This window comes from Rhodoblastus sp. 17X3 (assembly GCF_030056575.1).
In the GTDB taxonomy this organism is placed as follows: Bacteria; Pseudomonadota; Alphaproteobacteria; order Rhizobiales; family Beijerinckiaceae; genus Rhodoblastus.
The window spans coordinates 241,908-263,611 of record NZ_JASHHX010000003.1 but is presented as its reverse complement, the minus strand read 5'-3'; the positions used below and the strand labels follow the sequence as shown (position 1 = coordinate 263,611).

The 21,704-nt window shown below is 64.7% G+C and carries 25 protein-coding genes and 1 tRNA gene; 11 read left to right on the top strand and 15 right to left on the bottom strand.

Annotated elements, in window-relative coordinates; translation table 11 throughout:
• Window positions 1-406: 406 nt before the first annotated feature.
• On the bottom strand, window positions 407-745 hold the full coding sequence (locus tag QM467_RS05545) for a phasin family protein (RefSeq protein WP_283365300.1): 339 nt from the start codon (window positions 743-745) through the stop codon (window positions 407-409).
• Between the two features lie 257 nt (window positions 746-1,002).
• Here QM467_RS05545 and QM467_RS05540 point away from each other — a divergent pair, with 257 nt between their 5' ends.
• Window positions 1,003-2,757, top strand: coding sequence for a serine hydrolase (locus tag QM467_RS05540; RefSeq protein ID WP_283365299.1), 1,755 nt, complete (start codon window positions 1,003-1,005; stop codon window positions 2,755-2,757).
• A 60-nt stretch (window positions 2,758-2,817) separates the two neighbouring features.
• Here the strand turns inward: QM467_RS05540 and QM467_RS05535 are convergent, their stop codons facing one another.
• Both QM467_RS05535 and QM467_RS05530 read right to left on the bottom strand, forming a co-directional pair.
• The gene (locus tag QM467_RS05535; RefSeq protein ID WP_283365298.1) at window positions 2,818-3,537 is read right to left on the bottom strand and encodes a J domain-containing protein; all 720 of its coding nucleotides are present in this window, start codon (window positions 3,535-3,537) and stop codon (window positions 2,818-2,820) included.
• 40 nt (window positions 3,538-3,577) lie between these two features.
• Entirely contained in the window at window positions 3,578-4,282 is a 705-nt protein-coding gene (locus QM467_RS05530) for a VWA domain-containing protein (RefSeq protein WP_446737737.1), read from the bottom strand.
• A 93-nt stretch (window positions 4,283-4,375) separates the two neighbouring features.
• Here QM467_RS05530 and QM467_RS05525 point away from each other — a divergent pair, with 93 nt between their 5' ends.
• Window positions 4,376-4,813 (top strand): DUF1489 family protein, encoded by a 438-nt coding sequence (locus QM467_RS05525; RefSeq protein ID WP_283365297.1) that lies wholly within the window; start codon window positions 4,376-4,378, stop codon window positions 4,811-4,813.
• 49 nt (window positions 4,814-4,862) lie between these two features.
• On the opposite strand, the gene QM467_RS05520 is transcribed toward QM467_RS05525, so the two are convergent.
• The 4 genes from QM467_RS05520 to QM467_RS05505 are packed head-to-tail and all read right to left on the bottom strand — an operon-like array spanning window position 4,863 to window position 7,429.
• Window positions 4,863-5,429: a globin domain-containing protein gene (locus QM467_RS05520; RefSeq protein ID WP_342395098.1), complete on the bottom strand. Its 567-nt coding sequence runs from the start codon at window positions 5,427-5,429 to the stop codon at window positions 4,863-4,865.
• On the bottom strand, window positions 5,426-6,337 hold the full coding sequence (locus tag QM467_RS05515; protein ID WP_283365296.1) for an ion channel: 912 nt from the start codon (window positions 6,335-6,337) through the stop codon (window positions 5,426-5,428). The genes QM467_RS05520 and QM467_RS05515 overlap by 4 nt, the downstream gene beginning before the upstream one ends.
• Window positions 6,338-6,341: 4 nt before the next feature.
• Window positions 6,342-6,995: a glutathione S-transferase family protein gene (locus tag QM467_RS05510; protein WP_283365295.1), complete on the bottom strand. Its 654-nt coding sequence runs from the start codon at window positions 6,993-6,995 to the stop codon at window positions 6,342-6,344.
• A gap of 14 nt (window positions 6,996-7,009) precedes the next feature.
• The gene (locus QM467_RS05505) at window positions 7,010-7,429 is read right to left on the bottom strand and encodes a rhodanese-like domain-containing protein (RefSeq protein WP_283365294.1); all 420 of its coding nucleotides are present in this window, start codon (window positions 7,427-7,429) and stop codon (window positions 7,010-7,012) included.
• A 93-nt stretch (window positions 7,430-7,522) separates the two neighbouring features.
• Between QM467_RS05505 and QM467_RS05500 the strand changes: the two genes are divergently transcribed.
• Both QM467_RS05500 and QM467_RS05495 read left to right on the top strand, forming a co-directional pair.
• On the top strand, window positions 7,523-7,810 hold the full coding sequence (locus tag QM467_RS05500) for a DUF3253 domain-containing protein (RefSeq protein WP_283365293.1): 288 nt from the start codon (window positions 7,523-7,525) through the stop codon (window positions 7,808-7,810).
• Between the two features lie 51 nt (window positions 7,811-7,861).
• A complete protein-coding gene (locus tag QM467_RS05495) occupies window positions 7,862-8,650 on the top strand; it encodes a YdcF family protein (RefSeq protein WP_283365292.1) in 789 nt (262 codons plus the stop codon).
• Window positions 8,651-8,652: 2 nt separating this feature from the next.
• Here the strand turns inward: QM467_RS05495 and QM467_RS05490 are convergent, their stop codons facing one another.
• Complete coding sequence (locus QM467_RS05490) at window positions 8,653-9,456, bottom strand: glycoside hydrolase family 25 protein (RefSeq protein WP_283365291.1); 804 nt, start codon at window positions 9,454-9,456, stop codon at window positions 8,653-8,655.
• Between the two features lie 225 nt (window positions 9,457-9,681).
• Here QM467_RS05490 and QM467_RS05485 point away from each other — a divergent pair, with 225 nt between their 5' ends.
• Window positions 9,682-10,578 (top strand): polysaccharide deacetylase family protein, encoded by an 897-nt coding sequence (locus QM467_RS05485; RefSeq protein WP_283365290.1) that lies wholly within the window; start codon window positions 9,682-9,684, stop codon window positions 10,576-10,578.
• 31 nt (window positions 10,579-10,609) lie between these two features.
• Here QM467_RS05485 and QM467_RS05480 read toward each other — a convergent pair.
• Window positions 10,610-10,696 (bottom strand) — tRNA-Leu (locus QM467_RS05480).
• 142 nt (window positions 10,697-10,838) lie between these two features.
• On the opposite strand from QM467_RS05480, the gene lipB reads away from it, so the two are divergent.
• The gene (lipB, locus tag QM467_RS05475) at window positions 10,839-11,561 is read left to right on the top strand and encodes a lipoyl(octanoyl) transferase LipB (protein WP_283365289.1); all 723 of its coding nucleotides are present in this window, start codon (window positions 10,839-10,841) and stop codon (window positions 11,559-11,561) included.
• On the opposite strand, the gene panC is transcribed toward lipB, so the two are convergent.
• The 6 genes from panC to QM467_RS05445 form a co-directional block, all read right to left on the bottom strand.
• Complete coding sequence (gene panC / locus QM467_RS05470) at window positions 11,558-12,409, bottom strand: pantoate--beta-alanine ligase (RefSeq protein WP_283365288.1); 852 nt, start codon at window positions 12,407-12,409, stop codon at window positions 11,558-11,560. The genes lipB and panC overlap by 4 nt on opposite strands.
• Before the next feature lie 7 nt (window positions 12,410-12,416).
• Window positions 12,417-12,899 carry a gamma-glutamylcyclotransferase family protein gene (locus QM467_RS05465; protein ID WP_283365287.1) on the bottom strand — a complete coding sequence of 161 codons (483 nt, stop codon included), beginning with the start codon at window positions 12,897-12,899 and terminating at the stop codon, window positions 12,417-12,419.
• A 74-nt stretch (window positions 12,900-12,973) separates the two neighbouring features.
• Window positions 12,974-13,855, bottom strand: coding sequence for a GYF domain-containing protein (locus QM467_RS05460; RefSeq protein WP_283365286.1), 882 nt, complete (start codon window positions 13,853-13,855; stop codon window positions 12,974-12,976).
• A gap of 180 nt (window positions 13,856-14,035) precedes the next feature.
• The gene (locus QM467_RS05455; protein WP_283365285.1) at window positions 14,036-16,042 is read right to left on the bottom strand and encodes an acetyl-CoA carboxylase biotin carboxylase subunit; all 2,007 of its coding nucleotides are present in this window, start codon (window positions 16,040-16,042) and stop codon (window positions 14,036-14,038) included.
• A gap of 142 nt (window positions 16,043-16,184) precedes the next feature.
• The gene (locus QM467_RS05450) at window positions 16,185-16,661 is read right to left on the bottom strand and encodes a hypothetical protein (protein WP_283365284.1); all 477 of its coding nucleotides are present in this window, start codon (window positions 16,659-16,661) and stop codon (window positions 16,185-16,187) included.
• A 121-nt stretch (window positions 16,662-16,782) separates the two neighbouring features.
• A complete protein-coding gene (locus QM467_RS05445; RefSeq protein WP_283365283.1) occupies window positions 16,783-17,289 on the bottom strand; it encodes a flavin reductase family protein in 507 nt (168 codons plus the stop codon).
• A 156-nt stretch (window positions 17,290-17,445) separates the two neighbouring features.
• Between QM467_RS05445 and QM467_RS05440 the strand changes: the two genes are divergently transcribed.
• From QM467_RS05440 to QM467_RS05420, 5 genes are read left to right on the top strand one after another with little or no spacing between them, the layout of a single operon-like run.
• A complete protein-coding gene (locus tag QM467_RS05440; protein ID WP_283365282.1) occupies window positions 17,446-18,360 on the top strand; it encodes a branched-chain amino acid ABC transporter permease in 915 nt (304 codons plus the stop codon).
• Window positions 18,361-18,363: 3 nt separating this feature from the next.
• Window positions 18,364-19,692, top strand: coding sequence for a high-affinity branched-chain amino acid ABC transporter permease LivM (livM, locus tag QM467_RS05435; RefSeq protein WP_283365281.1), 1,329 nt, complete (start codon window positions 18,364-18,366; stop codon window positions 19,690-19,692).
• Complete coding sequence (locus tag QM467_RS05430; protein ID WP_283365280.1) at window positions 19,689-20,618, top strand: ABC transporter ATP-binding protein; 930 nt, start codon at window positions 19,689-19,691, stop codon at window positions 20,616-20,618. The genes livM and QM467_RS05430 overlap by 4 nt, the downstream gene beginning before the upstream one ends.
• Window positions 20,615-21,352: an ABC transporter ATP-binding protein gene (locus tag QM467_RS05425; protein WP_283365279.1), complete on the top strand. Its 738-nt coding sequence runs from the start codon at window positions 20,615-20,617 to the stop codon at window positions 21,350-21,352. Before QM467_RS05430 ends, QM467_RS05425 begins: the two co-directional genes overlap by 4 nt.
• Window positions 21,349-21,657 (top strand): DUF6867 family protein, encoded by a 309-nt coding sequence (locus tag QM467_RS05420; RefSeq protein ID WP_283365278.1) that lies wholly within the window; start codon window positions 21,349-21,351, stop codon window positions 21,655-21,657. Before QM467_RS05425 ends, QM467_RS05420 begins: the two co-directional genes overlap by 4 nt.
• Window positions 21,658-21,704: the final 47 nt, after the last annotated feature.

Here is a 21,704-nt window from a genome sequence, read left to right as displayed (position 1 = left end):
CTGAAACCTAATTGCGGGCCTCATGGAAAATGCGCCCCTGAAATCAACTTGGAAAATTTGTCCACAGTAAGTGCGCGGCTTGGAAAAATGGCCTCGCCCCAACCTGAGTCGCCATGTCTTTTGTCTGCCTCCTTACAGGTCCGATTTCGCCCAAATTTTCGGCTTGCCGCCCATGGTTGAGACGCGATCCGCCTTTATTACGCGCGCCACCGGGAAACCGATCCACCAAACGCAAAAGAAAAGCCCGACCACCAGGGTCGGGCTTTCTCATTGCGACGCAGACAAACTCTAACGCTACGAAACTCGCGGATGGTTCAGGCTCAAAAACGCCGAGCCTGAACGACCAACCAACGCGACGTCCGGGGAGCCTCGCCAGATACGCGACGCGGCGTCCCGATCAGAAAAATCAAGCGGCGGCCTTGACCTTGGCGATCGCGCCTTCAACCGGCTTGAACGCTTCCTTGGCGACGTTGGCATAGAGCTCGCCGAGCTTGGAAACTTCGGCTACGAAGCCTTCATAGGAGGTCTTGGCGAATTCCTGCTGCAGGGCGATGGCCTGCTCGAACTTGGTCACGCCGAGAAGCTTCTCAACGAAAGCCGAGCCGCTTTCCAGCGAACGCTTGGAATAGTCGGTGGTTTCGGCGGCGATCGCCTGGAGCTGCTTGGAAACTTCGGTCGCGGCGGCCTGAACGGCCTCGAACTGGTCCTTGCCGAAAGTCTGATACTGATCGAAATTGATAGCCATTGTCGACACCTGTCGTAAGGGCCGCTGGGCGGCCTGAGAACCCTGAGCGCGAACTCTCCGCTGCTCATGACGTCAATTTATATGCACCGCACAATAAGTCAAGCGTCTTTTGTGCAGTGCAACATTTTTTTGACAATTCAAATTGCGCGGTTTTAACGCCCGGGTAACCGCGTTCCGATAGGTTTTGGTCACGTTATCGTCACGGCGAGCTTATTTTGCGCCGGAAGGACGACCTTACGGTTCAACGGGACAGATGTATGTTCAAGCGTAGCGTTTGCAGCCGTTTCGCCGCCAACATGGCCCTATCCGGCATTCTCATCGCCTTGGTTGGAGCCGGGCTTGCGACGCCGGCGGAAGCCCGGCATCACCATCGCCATGCGCATCACGCGCATGTCGCGCGCCACCACGGCCATTCGGGCGTTCACGCCCGCGTCGCCGCGCGCCAGAATCGCAACGGCGCCGTCGCGCCCGTCGGCGCCACCGCCGCGATCGTCGTCGATGGCGCCAGCGGCCGGATGATCTATGGCCTCAACGAAAACGCGCCGCGGCATCCGGCCTCCGTCACCAAGGTGATGACGCTTTACCTGCTGTTCGAACAGCTCGAAAAGGGCCGTTTCAGCCTCAACGACGAGATCGAGATTTCGGCTCACGCCGCCGCGCAGTCGCCATCAAAGCTCGGCCTGCGCCCCGGCCAGACGATCAGGGTCGAGGACGCCATCAAGGCCATCTGCACCAAATCCGCCAATGACATCGCCGTCGCGGTCGCCGAGGCCGTCGGCGGCACGGAAAGCGATTTCGCCGAACAGATGACCCGCAAGGCCTATTCCCTCGGCATGAACCATACGTTCTATCGCAACGCCTCCGGCCTGCCGAACCCGGAACAGATCACCACGGCCGCCGACCTCGCCGTACTGGGCCGCTCGATCCAGGAGCGCTTCCCGCGCTACTATCGTTATTTTTCGATGCATGAATTCGCCTATCGCGGCCAGCGCATCCACAATCACAACCATCTGATGGATCGCGTCGAAGGCATGGACGGCATCAAGACCGGCTATACGGCCGCTTCGGGCTTCAACCTGCTCAGCTCCGTCAAGCGCGACGGCCATTACATCGTTTCGGTGGTGATGGGCGGCAAATCCGCACGCTCGCGCGACAATTACATGGAAGCCCTGATCGAGAAATATATCGACGAAGGCGGCTCGGCGCGCGGCGCGACCCGCGTCGCGGAACAGGAAGAGCCGGCGCGCCAGGCCAAGGTTGAGCCCAGGAGCGAACCGGAGCGCAAGCCCGTCGTGCTGGCCCCGCCAAGCGAAAGCGCCGCGTCCGATGCGCCGGTGCGCCTGCCCGTCGCCGCCGTCAGCCCCGATCCTCGCCCGCGTCCGGCCTATGTCTCGGCGGCGCAGCCCTCCCGCGAGAACGAGGAAACCCGCCTGCCGACCGCGACCATCGCGCGTCACGCCAGTGCAGCCGACGGCTCGACCAGCGCGCAGGCCCATGAAAGCGCCGGCGCGGTGACGCCCGCAGGCCGCTGGATCGCCGGCCCGGCCGGCCGCGAAGCCCTGCGCGCGGCGGTTCGTTTCCAGCCGAGCGGCAAAGCGGAAACCAGGTCCGAGGCCAAATCCGAGGCCAAGCTTGACAATCGCATCGAGATCAAGCCGCCCGTCCGGCCCGAACTCAAGCAAGAGGCGAAGCTGGAGACCAAGGCCGTCTCAAAAACCGACGAGAGCGCTTCCACGTCGAAACAGGCTCTGCCGACCAAGCCCCCCGTCCCCGGCTGGATGATCCAGATCGGCGCCACCGACGACGCCGACAAGGCCGCCGCGCTGCTCTCCAAGGCCAAGGCCCAGCGCGGTTCGCTGCTCGCTTCGGCCAAACCCTATACGGAAAAAGTGAGCAAGGGCGGCGGCACGATCTACCGCGCGCGTTTCGCCGGCCTCGAAGAGTCCAGGGCCGAAGCCGTCTGCAAGGCTCTGAAGACGTCTGGTTTCAGCTGCTTCACCACCCGAAACTGAGCGGCGGGAGCCGCTTCGTTTCTTCGAGTTCGTCCGCGTATTACGAGTTTTGGGAGCGTATCAGCCTTGACGACGCATGAGCCTGTCCTTGGCCTGGTTCAGTCTGGCCGCATCATCCGTCGTCCCCCCGTGGTCGGGATGGCGTTCCTTCATGAGGCGCCGGTGCGCCCGAACGATCTCCTCAGCGCCCGCGCCCGATCGAAGACCCAGCGTCTGATAGGCTTCCTCCTCGGTCATTTCGCCGCCACGCCCCGCCTGGCTCCTCCCCGCGTGCGCGTCACCATCGCTTGCCGCGCGCCATCCGGGAAAGCGGCGGTCGAGATAATTGTCAAGTAACAGGACGGAGTCCGGGTCGCGCGCGGCGCATTCCTCGCGCAAGCGGTCAAGTTCCTCGCGCGACAACGCGCTCAGCGGCGCGCCCATGAAAGTTCCGGCCAGCACCGTTCCCTCGACGTCGCCGCTGGCAAGATCGAGCGTCATTTCGAGAAAAGCCGTGCGGACGCGCGAGGTCTTTTTCGCCTGCGCACGGCGGGCGGCCATTTGCGCGAACTTGCTCCACGAAAAGCTTTCGCCCGTGAAGAGGTAAAGCGACAGGCCGCCGAAGCCGAGCGCGAGCGGAACCCTCCCCCGCAGCAGAACGAGCAAGGCCGCCGCAGCCGCCAACAGCCCGCCGCCCATGCGCAGGTTTTCCGCGACCCGCGCGGGCGAGGCCCGGCCCAATTGGCGCAGCAGATAGACGCCAAGGATCAGCGTCAGAATTCCAAACAGCAGGAAAGGCATCTCGTCTCCGTAATCGTTGCGCCAGAGGCGCCAACGGGGATCAGCGCATCTGGGACAGCAGCTGGCGCGCTTCAGAATCGCCCTTGCGCGCGCGGTCGCTGAGCGCCGTAAAGCCGCCAGCGGCATAGGCCGCCGCCGCGCGCAGCAGGTTGGCGAGACGGCTGGCGGAGCCGGAATCAAAGGTGGCGTAGGCGCCGCCGGTGAGACGCGCGATATCCTTGAAACAGGCCGTCGCCTTGCGGTCGCCGCCCTCATGGAAGATAAAGCCCTTCACGCCGAGCAGGCCAAGCTCCCCCGCGAGGCGTCCCAGTTCATCGGCCTTCTCCTCCATGCTGTCGCCGACATAGACGAAGGCCCCGACGGGCGCCTCGGCCTGTTCGGAGCGGATGTGGCGCAGCACGCGGCCGATCTGGGTCGCGCCGCTCGAGACCGAAATTTTCGCCATGGCGGCGGCGAGCCCGGCGCCGTCGCGCAGGAAGGCCGAGGCCCGGCATTCGTTGAAGCCACGAAAATAGACGAGCTGGATGTCGAGCCCGCCACAGGAAGACGCGGCGGCGAACATCTGCCCCTGGACCTGCTGCGCGACGTCCCAGGTCGGCTGCCGGCTCATGGTCGCGTCGAGCGCAAAGACGAGCCGCCCCCGGCCCGGCTCCGGGCGCGTCGGCGCCTTGCGCATGGCGTCGGCAAAGGCCTCGACTTCGGCCCTGTTCGCCGGAATGACCGGAGTCTTGTCCCCGTCGCCCACAATCTTCTCCCCTGCTCCCGATAAGATGGCGCAGGCGCGGCGAAACGCAAGGCGGCGCTTTCAGGATCGTCTCCGCCGCGCTAGGTTGCCGGCATGACCCTGCATCTGCTGAAACTCTGCGTCGGCGTGGAGTCCATCGCCGAACTGCGCGCCTTCACCCGGATGCGGCGCAAGCACGCGCCCCAAGTCGACGCCCACGAGGTCCACGCGCATGTCACGCGCATGATTCCCAAGCGCGTCGACGAATTGCTCGACGGCGGCTCGCTCTATTGGGTCATCAAAGGACAGACCTGCGCGCGGCAGAAGCTGATCGGCGTCGAGCCCTTTGTCGATTCCGCAGGGGTGAAACGCTGCGCCCTACAGCTCGACGACGAGGTGGTCGCCGTGCGCCCGCAGCCGCACCGGGCCTTCCAGGGCTGGCGTTACCTGACGCCCGCCGACGCGCCGCCTGATCTCGATTCCATCGCCGCCGGCCTTGGAGACATGCCTGAGGCCCTGCGGCGGGAGCTGTCGGATCTGGGCCTGATTTGACGGTTCAGACTCGGGTTTTCTTTTGTTTCCGAGATGAACCCGGTCTTGCTCAGGCGGCCTTCATCGTGTCCGCGATCGCTGCATAAGCCGCCTGCCACGCCTCTCGCGTTTCCGCTGTGAAGGCCTCGCCAAGACCCTGCTGCAAAGTCCAGATCAGGGCTTCGCCGAGGGGGCCGTAATTTTCGGCGCGAACGCCGAATGATGCATGTTGGCGTGCGAGCGCCCGCAGGCCGGGCTTGAGTTGATCGAAATTCTCAAGGCTGGCAACGGCGACCGTCAGCGTCGCCATGAACTTTCGTCCCTGCTGACTGATGTCGGCCTTGAACAGGGGGCGAAGTTCCGGCGCGATGTCGAACAGACGCGCATAGAACAGCCCGGCGGATCGATCGGCGATCGGGGCTACCTTGGCGAAGCTTTCCTTGATCAACCGGACTTGTTGCGGAGTCATGAGCCGCTCCTGACTTTCCACGTGGGGCGAGTCGCCGGCTTGGGACAAACGACCCGGAACCTCCGACGGCGACGACCATAGGCCAAAAAACCGTTCGCGACCTTCAAACCTTCCATGCAAGCCTTCCATGACGGCGTCGACAGGAGGACGCCCGGCCGAGCGCTTCATGCGGGCGCGCCGGAGTTCTCGTCCGCCTCGAGCGGCTCGGTAATGCTGAGCTGGCGGTAGTCGATCTGCGGCACGCCATTCTCGCGCGTGTTCAGAATATCGGCGAAGACCTCGCCGAACCGAATGTCGCGCCAGGAATAGCCTTTGCGCACATTGATCGTCTGGCCGGAAACGTCGTCCAGACCATCGAAGATCACCACGAAAAAGGCGTCCATCGCCTCCAGTTGCTCGGGGCCGAGGCCGAACAGGGGGCTGTTCTCATCGATCGGATGAAAGAGCGTCCAGGAAAAAGCGAAGATTGGATTGCGGGCCTGCAGCAATTGCAGCGGCTTGAAGCGGCGGTAGCCAACGCCCTCGGCCGTGTCGTCATTATAAATCAGCCAGATTTCGCCGCGCGCCGCGTTGACCGAACTGCGGCGGGCGTTGGCGAAACGCGCCATCAACATGTTCCGGCCGTCATGGGGCGCCATGGTCATGACTTCGGCGAAAATGACCCGCGCGCGCGGCCGGGAGAAGCGCGCGAAAATCAGGCCGGTGAAGACCGCGAGCGTTGACATGCCGGTGAAGATTTCCAGCGTCGCGACCGAATGGCCATAGGCGTTCTGCGGATGCATGTCGCCATAGCCGACGGTCGCCAAAGTCTCGATCGAGAAGAAAAATAGATCGACGAAGGAGTCCTGCCGCGCATTGGCGATGCTGTCGCCGCCCAGCCAGAACAAGGTGGCGAAGATGATGTTCATCACCAGGAAATAAAGGCCGAAGCCGCCGAAAAACGCCGGCCAGGACACGCTCATGCTGTTGTGGAACGCATCGGTCCAAAAGGACTGGTCGAGGCCGCGCGTCAGGAATTCGCGGTCGCCGATGCGGACGATCTGGGCGTGGTCGGCGTTGCGGCGGCGGCGGATCATCGGCTCAGATATTTTCCCATTTTTCGATCACCCAAGCCTCGGCCTGCGCCGCCTCGCGCCATCGCACAAAGTCCGGCAAGGCCAGAACCGAGTCGCAATAGGCGCGGGCCGGCGCTTCCAGCGGCAGGGCGTAAGTATCAAGGCGACTGGCCACCGGCGCGAAAAAGGCGTCGGCGGCGGAGAATTCGCCGAACAGGAACGGTCCGCCGAATTGCGCCGGCGTTTCCGCGAAAATGGCCTGGATGCGCGCGAGATCGGCCCGCGCCGCCTCTTCCAGCGGCAAAGGCGCGGCGCGGCGGGCGCGGCGGAAATTGGTCGGGCACGCCTGGCGCAGGCCCTGAAAGCTAGAATGCATTTCCGCGCAGAGCGAGCGCGCCCGGGCGCGGGCCTGCGGCGCCTTGGGCCAGACGTTCCGGTCGGGGAATTTCTCCGCCAGATATTCGACGATGGCGAGCGAATCCCACACCGCGAAATCGCCGTCGCGCAACAGCGGAACCTTGCCTGTCGGACCCTCGCGCAACATCTTTTCGCGCGAGCCGTCGACATAGAGAGGCGTGACCACTTCCGTGAAGGGAATGTCCAGAGCGCGCATGAGCAGCCAGGGCCGCAGCGACCAGGACGAATAGGCCTTGTTGCCGATGAACAATGTCAAAGACATGAAAAACTCCGGACTCAGGGCTTTTTGGCGGGCGGCGCAAGCGGCGCCTCATGCGGCGCGCCGGCCTTCTTCCAGGCGCCGAATCCGCCCTCGACATGGGCGACAGGGGCGAGGCCCATGCGCTGCGCCAGATGAGCCGCCAAAGCCGAACGAAGGCCCCCGGCGCAGAAGAAGACGAAGGTCTTGTCCTGCTGGAACTGCGGCTTGGCGTAGGGGCTGGCGGGGTCGATCCAGAATTCCAGCATGCCGCGCGGGCAATGGAAGGCGCCGGCGATTCGCCCTTCCCGCTCCAGTTCGCGCGGATCGCGCAGATCGACGAACAGCACGTCGTCGCGCCCGAGCAGTTCCTGCGCCTCGGCTACGCTCAAGGTCTTGATCGCGGCGTTGGCCTCGGCCAGCATCTGCTGGATTCCATAAGATATGTTCGGCGGCATGGAGGATTCCTTCTGGCCGGATTGGACCGTAGGGCCGCCGCCGCGTCAACTTCGATCTCTTGACCCGGCCCCGGCTTTCTCCGACAAGCGGGCATGCTTGAAGACGACCCCCTTGCCAAAGATTCTCTGGCCCAGACCATCATCTCGCTTTGCGCCGCGGTCGGTCCCGGCAAAACGATCGACCCCTCAGAAGCGGCGAAACATTACGCCCGCCAGCGCGAGGAGGACGATCTCGCCTGGCGCAGCCATTTGACTCAGGTGCGCGCCCGCGCCGTGGCGCTCGCCCGCGCGGGACGCCTCGTCGTCTATCGCAAGGGCAAGCCGGCTGACCCCAATGACTTTCGCGGCGTCTATCGCATCGGCCTGCCACGCGGCGACTGACGCCGGGAGCCGGCAGCACGGCGCCGAGCGCCAGAATGAGGAAACGCCGAAATGTTTTTCAACGTCTCCAAAATCGTCTGGCTGTTCGCCTCGCCCCTGCACTTCCTGCTCATCTGCCTGATCGTCGGCCTGCTGCTGGCCCCGCGCTGGCGCCGCGCCAGGGCTCTGGCGCTCGCCGCGACCGCCGGCCTCGCGCTGATGGCTTTTTCGCCGGTCAGCGCAATGCTCCTGCGTCCGCTGGAGGACCGCTTCCCCAGCCGTTCGGAGACGATGGCGCCGCCCAAGGGAATCATCGTGCTTGGCGGGGCGGTGGACGAACGCATCGCGGCAGCGCGCGGCCAGGTCGCGACCAATGAGGCCGCTGAGCGGATGACCGCCGCGGCGGCGCTGGCGCGGCTCTACCCTCAGGCGAAGCTGGTCTTTTCGGGAGGCTCCGGCGCGCTGGTCGACGATTCGGCGAAGGAGGCCGATGTCGCACGCAAATTATGGCGCGAACTCGGCGTGCCCGACAGCCAGATGGTTTTCGAGGACCGCTCACGCAACACGTTCGAGAACGCCGTCTATACGAAAGCGCTCGTCAAGCCGCGCAAAGGCGAGGATTGGCTGCTGATCACCTCGGCCTATCACATGCCGCGCGCCATGGGCATTTTCCGCGCGCTGGGGATGGAGCCGATCGCCTTCCCGGTCGATTACCGGACTTATGGCGATTCCAATGATTTCCGTCCGCCGGCGGAGGGAACGCTCGCCGTCCGCAATTTCGAAACGGCGGCGCGGGAATGGGTTGGATTGCTGGTCTATCGGCTCACGGGCAAGACCGATTCGTTCCTGCCCGCGCCGTAACATCAATTGCTGGCGTAGCCGTTGACCTTCAGCCAGCCCTTCCAGTCCTTCTCGTCGCCAAAGAAGGCGTTGCGGTCCACCTTGGTGGGAATGCCGTTGACATAGGCGTCCGACTGGTACTGCCAGAAGTGCCATGCGCGATCGCCATATTTCACCGACGGCCGATGCTTGGTCGAGCGAATCCAGATCGGATATTCGGTCAGGGCGCCGTCGATGATCGCGGCGTAGAAATCGACCGTGGTGTAGATGACCGGCTTCTTGCCGTAATAGCGCTCCATCTCGACCAGCATGGCCTTGATTTCGCGCAGGGTCGGATCGCGTTCGAGCCGCCTCGGGCAGGTCGGGGAATCCGGCGTCGCCTCGACGTCGAGCACCGGCGGCAAAGCGTCCGGCTCCGGCGGCACGTTCTTCTCGAACCACGCCATGTTCTCATGCCAAGGCCGGCACCAGTAAACGAAATGATAGGCGCCGCGCGGCAGGCCCGCGGCCTTGGCGCCCTGCCAGTTCTGGACAAATTTCGGATCGATGCGGTCGCCGCCTTCGGTCGCCTTGATATAGGCGAATTTGACGCCGCCCTCCTGCACCGCCGTCCAGTCGACATTGCCCTGATATTTCGACACATCCACGCCGTGGATGGTGAAAGCGCGGGCAAGCTGGGTCGCCTCGGTCTCCTTATATGTGCCGGGTCGCGCGCCAACGAGCGGCTTTTCCGGCAAAACGGTCGGTCCCGCGCCGCAAGCCGCAAGCGCGAGGAGGAAACCGGGAAGCGCGATTCGCGCCATGATTTTCATATAAAAATCACACATGCGGGCAAATTACCTCTCACTGGGTAATGAGTCCTTAATCTGCATCACGCCTCGTCACCGTCCTCATTGAAGCGCAATTTGCGCTTTTGGCAAGCGCAGCTGAAGTCTAACGGCCGCAAACGCCTCATTTCCGGGCGTTTTGACCCTTGCCAGCGCCGGGTCGGAGGCGCCAAAAGGGCCGCGTGCGCCGGCTAAAGCGTAAACGCGCGTTCAGGAATTCTGCGCATGACGGCTAATAAAGCATTAATCGCGTTCAGCCTCCTGCTTGCGCTTGCCGGCGGGGCGCAAGCCGCAGGCTGCGGGCCGGAGGCGCTGGGCGTCTCCCGGACCATCGCGATCGGCGGCTCGCCGCATGTCGGCCTCAAGACCTATCCGCAGACCCTCGATCTCAAGGACCATGAAGTCGTCCTGACCTTCGACGACGGCCCCGCCGCGACCACGCCGCGCGTGCTCGACGCGCTGGCCGCCCAATGCGCCAGGGCGACCTTCTTCCTCATCGGCCGCAACGCCGCCGGCATGCCGCGCCTCGTGCAGCGCGAAATCGCCGAGGGCCACACCGTTGGCCACCATTCCAACTCCCATCCCATGCTGCGCAGCCTGCCCTTCGACAAGGCGATGGCCAATATCGACGATGGCGTCGCGGCGGTGGACAAGGCGGCCGGCGGCAAGGATTCGAAATTCTTCCGCTTCCCGGGCTTCGCCGATTCGCCCGCCCTGCTGGAGGCGCTCGACAAAAAGGGCATGCCGGTCTTCGGCGCCGATCTCTGGGCCTCGGACTGGAACGTGATGACGCCGCAGGAGGAGCTGGAGCTGCTGATGGGGCGGCTGCGCCGCGCCGGGGGCGGCATCGTGCTGCTGCACGACACCCACAAGCAGACGGCGGACATGATTCCCGCTTTGCTGGCGGCGCTGAAGGCCGAGGGCTTTCACCTCGTCCATATCGTTCCCGGCGATTCGCCGCCCGCGCTGAAACAGGCCCCGGCGGGCTGGACCTCGGAAACCGACGCGACCTTGCAGAAAATGGGCGTGAGCGGCGCGGCAAAACGCGTAAAAACGACGCCAGCGCCCAAGGGCGACGCGCCGATCCAGGAGCAGAAGGATTCCGCCCCGCCGAAAATCTGATCTGGGGAAAACATCAAGCTTCGAAGAAGCTTGGTGCGGCCAAGAGGACTCGAACCTCCACCCCGGTTAAAGGACTAGCACCTCAAGCTAGCGCGTCTACCAATTCCGCCATGGCCGCAGGATTGTTGGCCACGAAGGCCCGAACAATCGGTAGGCGCGTCGTCTAACAAATCGGTCCTGAGGTTGCAAGCTATTCGCCCGCTTTTTTCTCGACGCCGGCGCGACGCCGCGCGATAAGCGAAAAAAACCGAGCCGCTTTCATGACCGAGACCAGCGAAAAACCCGCCCCTTCCCTGCTGCCGGCGCCCGGCGCGCCGCCGGTGGACTGGCGCATTTCCGACGGACTGACCGATTACGCCTTCGCGGTCGCCGAAATGGAGGCGCGCGCTTCGGCCATCGCCGAAGGAAGCGCCAATGAGCTGGTCTGGCTGCTGGAGCACCCGCCGCTCTACACGTCGGGCACGTCCGCGCGCCCGGAAGACCTGCTCGACGCGCGCTTTCCGGTCCACGCGACGGGGCGCGGCGGCCAGTTCACCTATCACGGCCCCGGCCAGCGAATCGCCTATGTGATGCTGGATCTCAACCGCCGCACGCGCGATGTCCGGGCCTATGTCTGCGCGCTGGAAAAATGGATCATCGCCGCGCTGGAGCGTTTCAGCGTCAAGGGCGAGATACGCGACGGCCGCGTCGGCGTCTGGGTGCGTCGGCCAGAGAAGCGCGCGGGCCTCCATGGCGAGATCGCGGAAGACAAGATCGCGGCCATCGGCGTGCGCATGAGGCGCTGGGTCTCGTTCCACGGCATCGCGCTCAATGTCGAGCCGGAGCTGACCCATTTTTCCGGCATCGTGCCCTGCGGCATCGCCGAAAGCCATTTCGGCGTCACCAGCCTGGTCGATCTCGGGCTGCCGGTGGGTTTGCCGGACGTGGACGTAGCGCTAAGGCAGAGCTTTGAGGAAATTTTCGGACCGACCGTCGCGGTCTAGACCGCCCAATTGTCGATCAACCGCGTCTTGCCGAGCTTGGCCGCAACCAGCAGCCGGATCGGGCCATCGGCAAGAGACGCGGCTGGGGCGAGGCTCGCGGCGTTGCGCGCTTCGAAATAATCCAGCGCGAAGCCTGCCGCCGCAATTTTTTCCTCAGCGCGCGAAAGGACGGACGCAACCGCCGCACCGCCGCGAATCGCCTCGGCGCTCTCGCACAGGACCTGCGAGAGCGTGACCGCCGCCGCGCGCTCCCCGGCGCTCAGATAGACGTTGCGCGAGGACATGGCGAGGCCGTCGGGCTCGCGCAGGGTCGGGACGCCGTAAATCTGCGTCGGAATGTCGAGATCGGCGGCCATGCGGCGAATGACGGCGAGTTGCTGGAAATCCTTCTCGCCGAAAAACGCGGCGTCGGCCTGGGCCTGATTCAGCAATTTGGCGACCACCTGCGCCACGCCGGCGAAATGATCGGGCCGGAACCTGTCCTCCAGCCCGGCCAGCGCCGGACCGCCGGGGATCACCTGGGTCGAGAAGCCCTGCGGATACATTTCCGCCGCCGTCGGCGCGAAACAGCCGTCGCAGCCGATTTCCGCCAGCTTCGCGAGATCGGCCTCGAAAGTGCGCGGATAGGCCGAGAAATCCTCGTTGGGGGCGAATTGCGTCGGATTGACGAAGATGGAGACGACGCAGCGCGTCGCATGGGCGCGCGAGGCCTTGACCAGCGAAATATGGCCGGCGTGCAGCGCCCCCATGGTGGGGACCAGCGCGATGGTCTCGCCGGCCGCGCGCCATTGCGCCACGGCGCGGCGCAATGCGGAAATCTCGCGGAAAATTAGCGGCTGTCGGGTCATTTTCGGCTCAAAGAAAGGAAGAGTTCTTGATGGCGCGGAATTTTTTCGGCGCCTCGGGGACGGTCTCGCCCGCGACCCGGCGCAGGAAATCGACATAATCCGCCGACAGCCCCTGCGCCCGCGCCGCCGCGACGATCCGGGCCATATAATCCGGAGGCGCGCGTCCGGCGCTCTTGCCAGGCGCGCCGACATAGACCAAAGCCCGGACGGGCGAGGCGCCTTCGCGCAGGACCGGCTGGCTGATCTTGCGATAGGCGCCCTGCGCCACGGCCTCATAGCGGTCGAGCGCCGCGAAATCGCCGAAACTCAGCTCCCACAACACGCCGAAGGCGGTGGCGGCGGGGTCGCGCACGACCGTCGCAAAGCCGTCGGGCAAAAGATCGAAGCGATGGCGCGGCAGATAAGCGCGTCCCAGCAGCCGCGCGCTGGGGCAACGCCGCGTCATGGGGTCGGCGTCCATGTTGGAGCCATAGGCGAAGGTCAGGGGCATGGCGTCAAAACCGGTGGAAGGGCGGTTCGCCCTTCCCTCTTTTGCCGCCTTGGGCGCCAACGCGCAAGCGCGGATCAGGCCGCCAGCGGCTGCGCGATGGCCGCGCCCGGCGCGCGGGGCGTGACGACGATTTGCGAGACAGACCAGTCCGCAAACCAGCGCAAGGCCCACGGGAACGGCAGCAGGAAACCAAGCGCGAGCGCCAGAACCAGCGAGCGCCAGAGCAGGTCGAGGCCCGAGCCGACAAATTCAAAGGCGTGGGTTCCGACGACCTTGGCGCATATCCAGCGCATCATGTATTTCAGCGCCCACGCCCAGCCGATGATGGTCAGCATCGAAAAGGCCAGCAGCAGAACCCAGCCGAAATAGCCGAGGAACCCGCCCTCGAAGGCAAGGGAAAGGCCGCCCTGCTCCGCCCGCAGCGAGCGGCAGAACCAGCCGATCAAAAGCACGTTGAGGAAGACGCTCAGAGCCAGCGCGATGAGCGAGGCGGAGCCCTGGGCCTGCGAACCGGAAAGACCCGGGCCGATCAATTCGACGAGGCCCAGGCCGGCGAAAATATACCAGCATTCGCCCAGCGCGCTCTCCAGAAACAGGCGGCGTCCGCCCGGCAGCGCGACCTGCTCCGCCAGCCAGCGGTAAAACCACAGGCCGACCCAGGGCGCGGGAATGATGAAGGCGACGGCGAACATCAAGACGATCGAGCGCCAGAACAGGCCCCAGACCGGAAAGGAGGGTTGCAAGGGCCCTGCGCCCGCCGGATTGGCGGCCGCGATCTGCGCGAAGATCGCCGCGAGCGCGGGATGATTCGCCGCCAGAGTGGGCGCGCCGCCCTCGACCCAGACCAGACAGTCGCGCGCGATCCGGCCGGTTCGGGCCAGAGTCTCAAGCTCTTCGACGGAGACAGGGCCGTTCTGCGCGCCCGAACGATCCTTGAAATAATAATTTCCCGCCATGAGCCGGTCCTCAATTTGCCTCGGTGCTCAACTGCGCCGCCAGTCTGCGGCGCAGCCAAAAAAAACGCCAGTCCCGAGCGACGGGACTGGCGCAAAAAGCTTTGCCGCACGCGAGGGGCGTGCGGCAATCATTTCCGCGAGCGGTTGGCGCACGCCAGAGCGGGCGGCCAAAAACTCAGATCAGGCGAATTCCATGATCACCGCGTCGACGGCGAGCGAATCGCCTTCCTTGGCCTTCAGCGCCTTGACGGTGACGTCGCGCTCGGCGCGCAGCACATTCTCCATCTTCATCGCCTCGACCATCGCGAGCGGATCGCCGGCTTTCACTTCCTGGCCTTCGGCCACATAAAGCGCCTTGACCAAGCCCGGCATCGGGCAGAGTAGCGACTTCGACGTATCGGCGATCTTCTTCTCCGGCATGAGCGCGAAGAATTCGGCCTCGCGGCGGGTGAAAACGCGGGCCTCGACGGTCACGCCGGCATGGGCGATCTCGAAGCCATTCAGGATCGCGCGCACCTGCACAGCCACCGCTTCGCCGTCGATCAGGCCGTTCCAGACCGCATCGCCCGGAACCCATTCGGATTCGAGGCGATGAGCGTGGCCGTCCTCGGCGAAACGAACCAGCAGCGCGTCGTCGCCCAGATCGATGTCGATGTCGTAATGCGCCTTGTCGAGCGTGACAGTGCGCGCGGTCTGGAACCTGACCGGCTTCTGCGTCTGCAACTGGCCCGAAATCTGGCGCTTGCGCTCATTGCCGATGGAATCGACGAAAGCCGCGACCGCCGCCAGACGATGAGCGACCTCGCCCTTCGCAGTCAGCGGCGAGAAGCCGTCGGGATATTCCTCGGCGATGAAGGCTGTGGAGATATTGCCCGAACGCCAGCGCTCGTGCTGCATCAGCGAGGACAGGAAGGGAATGTTGTGGCGGATGCCGTCGATGACGAAGCCGTCGAGCGCGCGCGCCTGCGCCTCGATCGCCGTGAGGCGGTCGCCGGCGTGCGTCACCAGCTTGGCGATCATGGGGTCGTAATAGATCGAGATTTCGCCGCCCTCGAACACGCCGGTGTCGTTGCGCACCGTCACGCCCTTCCAGCGGCCTTCTTCCGGTGGGCGATATTTGACGAGGCGGCCGGTGGAGGGCAGGAAGTTGCGGGTCGGGTCTTCCGCATAGATGCGGCTCTCGACGGCCCAGCCCTTGAGATGCACGTCCTTCTGCTCGATGCTGAGCTTTTCGCCGGCGGCGACGCGGATCATCTGCTCGACGAGGTCGATGCCGGTGATCAACTCGGTGACCGGATGCTCCACCTGCAGGCGGGTGTTCATTTCGAGGAAGTAGAAGCTCTTGTCCTGTCCGGCGACGAATTCCACCGTGCCGGCGGAATCGTAATTCACGGCCTTGGCCAGCGCGACGGCCTGCTCGCCCATCTTCTTGCGGGTTTCCTCGTCGAGCAGCGGCGACGGAGCCTCCTCGATCACCTTCTGGTTGCGGCGCTGAATGGAGCATTCGCGCTCGCCGAGATAGATGACGTTGCCGTGCTTGTCGCCCAGCACCTGAATTTCGATATGGCGCGGGTTGACGATGAATTTCTCAACGAAAACGCGGTCGTCGCCGAACGAGCTCTTGGCTTCGGATTTCGCGCGCGCAAAACCTTCGGCGACTTCCTCGCGGGTGTAGGCGATGCGCATGCCCTTGCCGCCGCCGCCGGCAGAGGCCTTGAGAATCACGGGATAGCCGATGCCGTCGGCGATCGTGACCGCCTCTTCAGGCGTCTCGATCACGCCGAGGAAGCCCGGAACGGTGCTGACCTTGGCGGCGTTGGCGAATTTCTTCGATTCGATCTTGTCGCCCATCGCCTCGATGGCGCCGACATTCGGGCCGATGAACACGATGTCGTTGGCCTTCAGCGCCTCGGCGAAGGCGGCGCGCTCGGACAGGAAGCCATAGCCGGGATGGACGGCCTCGGCGCCGGTCTTCTTGCAGGCGTCGATGATCTTCTCGATGATGAGATAGGATTCAGCAGCCGGGGGCGGGCCGATATGGACGGCTTCGTCGGCCATTTCGACATGAAGGGCGTCTTTATCGGCGTCGGAATAGACGGCGACCGTCTTGATGCCCATCCGCCGCGCCGTCTTGATGACACGACAAGCGATTTCGCCACGATTGGCGATCAGGATTTTCTTGAACATTCAGGCCCCGGAGCTGAACGGAAGCGGCCTTGCGATCACAAGGCCCGTGCTTACGGTTGGATCGGGACCGCTTTTATGGGAAGTCTCCGCCCTCGTCCAGCCGTCAAAGGGCTGATGCGGCCTCGACTTCACGCGCTGCCTCTTAAACGAGCGCGGCCTCCCGGGCCAGCGCGGCCTGGACCTCGGGGGCCTCGATCCGCCCGCGCACGGCGGCGACCAGCCATTCCGGCGCGCGATGGGCTTCCGCCAGCACATTTGCGAGCAGCGCGACGGCAGTGAGGGCGCGGCAACGGTCCGCCTCAGCCAGCAGCCATTCGGCCTGCTCGCCGATCACCACGCCGGTCGGACGGCGCTGCCAGACCATGTGGTCGGTGACGCATTGGATGAAAAACTCGGTCCATTCGGCGCAGGGCGCGTCCTGGACGCGCTCCAGATCGAACAGGGCGGCGATCTCATCCTGCGTCGCGGCCTCGTCCTCGAACAAGGCGCGGCGCAGCTGGCGGACCTCGGAGGAGGTCAGATTGCGGCCCTGCCGGGCCAGCGCGGCGATCAGGGCGCGGCGCTCATTCAGGGCTTCCAGGCCATAGAGGGAAAATTTCACGGCGCGGGCGGTGCTCATCACTGGGAACTCCATCGACAGATGAAGCCTAGCGCCCCGCGCCTTGCCCGTTCCTAAAGAGACAAAGTGAACGCTTGGAAAGGTTAAGACTTTTCATTTCAATAAGTTCTTGCGCCGTAACTTATTCGGCGCTGCGCCGGTAGCCGCGGCGTTGATAGAGCAGCCCGGGCCCCTCGTCACGCCGCGCCACGGCCTCGACACGGCCGAAAAAGATGTGGTGCGTGCCGACATCCTTCACTTCGATCAGCCGGCAGTCGAAATTGGCGAGCGCGCTTTCCAGCAAGGGCGCGCCGGTCAGCCCCTTGCGCCACACGCCATGGGTGAATTTTTCGGCAAAATGCTCATTGGTGCGCCCGGCGAAAATTTCCGCCAGCGGACGGTCCTCGACGCAGAGCGAATTGACGCTGAAGAATCCGTTTTCGATGAAGCGCGCCGCCGAGGGCGAATTGCGGTTGATGCAGACCAGCAAGGTCGGCGGATGGTCGGAAATCGAGGCCAGAGCCGTCACCGTCATGCCGGCGAGCCCGGCCGGGCCGTCGGTCGCGACGAGGTGGACCGGCGAGGCGATCTCGCTCATCGCATCGCGATAGGCCTGGGGATCGAGCATTACCACCTCTTCCGCGCGCAACCAGTCTCTCCGTCAGGCATGTTTCAGGCCGGTCTTACCCGTAGCCCGCGCACAAGGGAACCCCACAGCCGCAAAACGCCGCCAAAACCGCAACATTGCGGCGCGGCGCGGCGCTTGCTAGCGTCACATGGCGCGCGCGCCGATTCTGGATGGCGAATGGAAATCTTTCTGCAACAGCTCATCAATGGCGTAACGCTCGGCTCGATCTACGGGCTGATCGCCATCGGCTACACGATGGTGTTCGGCATTATCGGCATGGTCAATTTCGCCCATGGCGACGTGTTCATGCTGTCGGCATTCATCGCCCTGCTGCTCCTGCTGCTGCTGACCCAGGTTTTGGGCATGCCCGCCGGCCTCGCCTTCGTCCCCGTGCTTTTCGGCGCCATGTGCCTGACGGCGTTATGGAATTTCGTCATCGAGCGGGTCGCCTACCGCCGCCTGCGCGGCTCCTTCCGCCTCGCGCCGCTGATCTCGGCCATTGGCATGTCGACCTTTCTGGCCAATTTCGTCACCGTGACGCAGGGGCCGAACAACAAGTCCATTCCGCCCCTGCTCGATCATATCATCCCGCTCACCACCGGCGGCGCCTATGACGTCACGCTGTCTTACAAGCAGATCCTGATCGTCGTCGTCACCGCGATCCTGCTCGCGGCCTTCTGGTTCGTGGTGCAGAAGACCTCGCTCGGCCGGGCCCAGCGCGCCTGCGAGCAGGACGCCAAAATGGCGGCCCTGCTGGGCGTGGACGTCAACCGCACCATCGCGCTCACCTTCGTCATCGGCGCGGCGCTGGCGGCGGTCGCCGGCTGCCTGTTCCTGCTGCAATATGGCGTGGTCAAATCCTCGGACGGCTTCGTGCCGGGCGTGAAGGCCTTTACCGCCGCCGTGCTCGGCGGCATCGGCTCGCTGCCGGGCGCCGTGCTCGGCGGGCTGGCCATCGGCCTGATCGAAACCCTGTGGGGGCAATATTTTTCCAGCGACTACAAGGATGTCGCGGCCTTTTCGATCCTGGCGATCACGCTGATCTTCATGCCCTCCGGCCTGCTGGGGCGGCCAGATGTCGAAAAGGTCTGACATTTGAGCGCGCCGCAGCCCCTCCTCCCTCGCGCCTTCAAGGAAGCGAGCCTCGCGGCGGTCATCGTCGGGGGTCTGAGCTATCCCATTATCGCCTTCCGGGCCGAGCCGGATTTCAACAACGCTTTGGCGCTGACCTCGCGCTGGCCGCTGTTCTTCATTTTCTGCGCGCTCGGCTTCGGCTTGCGCTTCCTGCTCACGCTCTGGTCCGGACGGCCCAAGCCGGCGCGCAGCGAAGCCGCGCCGGCGCTCGAAAAACCCGGCGCAATGACGAAAAGCCGCTGGCTGGCGCCGCTCGGCCTGGCCGCCCTGGTCGCCTATCCCATCGTCATCCTGGTTTTGCTCGGACCGCAGGCCGCGTTGAAATGGGTCGACACTTTCGGGGTGCAGATCCTGCTTTACATTCTGCTCGGCTGGGGGCTGAACATCGCCGTCGGCCTCGCCGGACTGCTCGATCTCGGCTATGCCGCCTTCTATGCCGTCGGCGCCTATGCCTATGCCCTGCTCGTGCCCCTCACGGGCCTGTCGTTCTGGGCGCTGCTGCCGGTTTGCGGCCTGCTCGCGGCGTTCTGGGGCTTCTGCATCGGCTTTCCCGTGCTGCGCCTGCGCGGCGACTATCTCGCCATCGTCACTCTGGCCTTCGCGGAAATCGTCCGCATCGTTCTGGTCAACTGGGACGTCGTGACCCATGGCGAGGCCGGCCTGTTCGGCTTTCCGCCCGTCACCTTTTTCGGCCTGCCCTTCATTCCCGGCCCGCGCGGCTTCGCGGCGCATGTCGGCCTGCCCTTTGCCGCCGTCCACAAGTTGATCTTCCTCTATTTCGTGGTGCTGGCGCTGGCGCTGCTCGCCAATTTCGTGTCGATCAGGCTTCGCCGCCTGCCGCTCGGACGCGCTTGGGAAGCTTTGCGAGAGGATGAGATCGCCTGTCGGGCGCTTGGCCTCGACACCGCCAATATCAAGCTCACCGCCTTCGCGCTCGGGGCCTTTTTCGCCGGGATCGCGGGCTGCATCTTCGCTCTGCGGCAGGGCGTGGTGTCGCCGTCGAGCTTCACCTTCAACGAAAGCGCGACAATTCTCGCCATTGTCGTGCTGGGTGGGCGCGGCTCGCAATGGGGCGTGGCGCTGGCCGCCGTATTGATCGTCGGCGCCTCGGAGCTGCTGCGCGAACTCGCCTTCCTCAAGGCGATCTTCGGTCCCGATTTCGACCCCGCGCAATATCGCATGCTGCTGGTCGGCCTCGCCATGGTGGCGATGATGAATTTCCGCCCGCGCGGCATCGTCTCGGCGCGCCAGCCGACCATTACACTGCCGCCAGCCGGGGAGCGAGCATGACCGCCCCGCGCTGGATCGCCGAGCCGCTGCTGCGGGTCGATCGCCTCACCATGCGCTTTGGCGGCCTCGTCGCGGTCAATGACGTGTCTTTCGCGGTCGGGCGCGGCGACGTCACGGCGCTGATCGGCCCCAATGGCGCGGGCAAGACCACCCTCTTCAACTGCCTGACCGGCTTCTACAAGCCGACCGTCGGCCGCATCGCCTTTTCACGGATGGGCCTGCAGGACGACAGCCGCATTGAGGCGCTGACCGCCTCGGCGCGCCGCTATTCGCGCGACGGCGGCCAGGACCTGTTCCTGCTGGAGCGGATGCCGGATTACGAAATCGCCAAAAGGGCCAAGGTCGCCCGCACATTCCAGAACATCCGGCTGTTCGCGGGCATGAGCGCGCTGGAAAATCTCATCGTCGCCCAGCATGTCGCGCTGGCCCCGGCGTCAGGCTATGGCTTGTTCGGCTTGCTGGGCTTGCCGATCTACCGCCGCGCGGAACAAGCCGCCGTGGAAAAAGCAGAGCGATGGCTGGAGCGCATCGGCCTGCGCGATCGCGCCAACGACCCCGCCGGCGCCTTGCCATACGGCGACCAGCGCCGGCTGGAGATCGCCCGCGCCATGTGCGCGGAGCCGTGCCTGCTCTGCCTCGACGAGCCTGCAGCCGGCCTCAACGGCCACGAATCCGCCGAACTCGCGCGACTCCTGCGCGAAATCCGCGATTTGGACGGCGTCTCGATCCTGCTGATCGAGCACGACATGTCGGTGGTCATGGCTATTTCCGACCATATCGTCGTGCTCGATTATGGCCAGAAGATCGCCGACGGCTCGCCGGCGCAGGTGCGCGAGGACCCCGCCGTGATCGCGGCCTATCTCGGCGTCGAGGAGGCCGAAGCCGACGCGATTGAATCCATACTGGGGCTGGAGGAGCAAAAGTGAGCGCTTTGCTCTCCATTCGCGGCGCGACCGCCTATTACGGCGCGGTCCAGGCGCTGAAGGGCGTCGATCTCGACGTCGGACAGGGCGAGATCGTGGCGCTGATCGGCGCCAATGGCGCCGGCAAATCGACCTTGATGATGAGCGTGTTCGGGGCGCCGCGCCTGCGCAGCGGCAGCATCTTTTATGACGGACGCGACATCACCGACCTGCCGACCCATGAAATCGCAAGGCTTTCCATTGCGCAATCGCCAGAGGGGCGGCGCATTTTCGCGCGCATGACCGTTTACGAAAACCTGCAAATGGGCGCGGCGGTGGCGCGTTTCGACCGTTTCCAGGACAATCTGTTCGAGGAGAATCTGGAGCGGGTCTTCGCCATCTTCCCTCGCCTCAAGGAGCGCGTCGCCCAGCGCGGCGGCACGCTTTCCGGCGGCGAGCAGCAGATGCTGGCCATCGCCCGCGCCTTGATGAGCCGGCCCAAGCTGCTGCTGCTCGACGAGCCCTCACTCGGCCTCGCGCCGCTGATCTGCAAGCAAATTTTCGAGGTCGTGCGGCGGCTCAACAAGGAGGAAGGCCTTTCGGTCTTTCTGGTCGAGCAGGACGCGCATCACGCCCTAAAGCTGGCGGATCGCGGCTATGTCATGGTCAATGGCGCCATCGCGCTGCAGGGGCCGGGGCGCGAACTACTACAGGACCCGAAAATACGCGCCGCCTATCTCGAAGGGGGCGCGCATTGAACGAGAGCTTCATCCTTGGCGATCCGCGCGTCTTCATCGGCGTGACCTTGTTGCTCGGCGGACTCGCCTCCTTCGCCGCCGGCCGCGCCGTGGCGAGCACATGGCGCCCGCTCTGGCTGCTGCCGCTCTATGGCCTGCCCTTGGCCTTCGCCATGCGCTTCCTGCATTGGGCGCTGTTCGGCGAGCCGCTCGCCGCGCCGGTCGCGGTTCTCATCGCCTATGCCTGGACGCTCGCCGTGCAGGGCCTCGCCTGGCGCGCCGCACACGGTGGACTGGTCAAACGCCAATACCCTTGGCTCATTTGAAGCCTTTGCAGCTTTTTCGCGATTTTTCGGTTCTCGGAAGATGACCG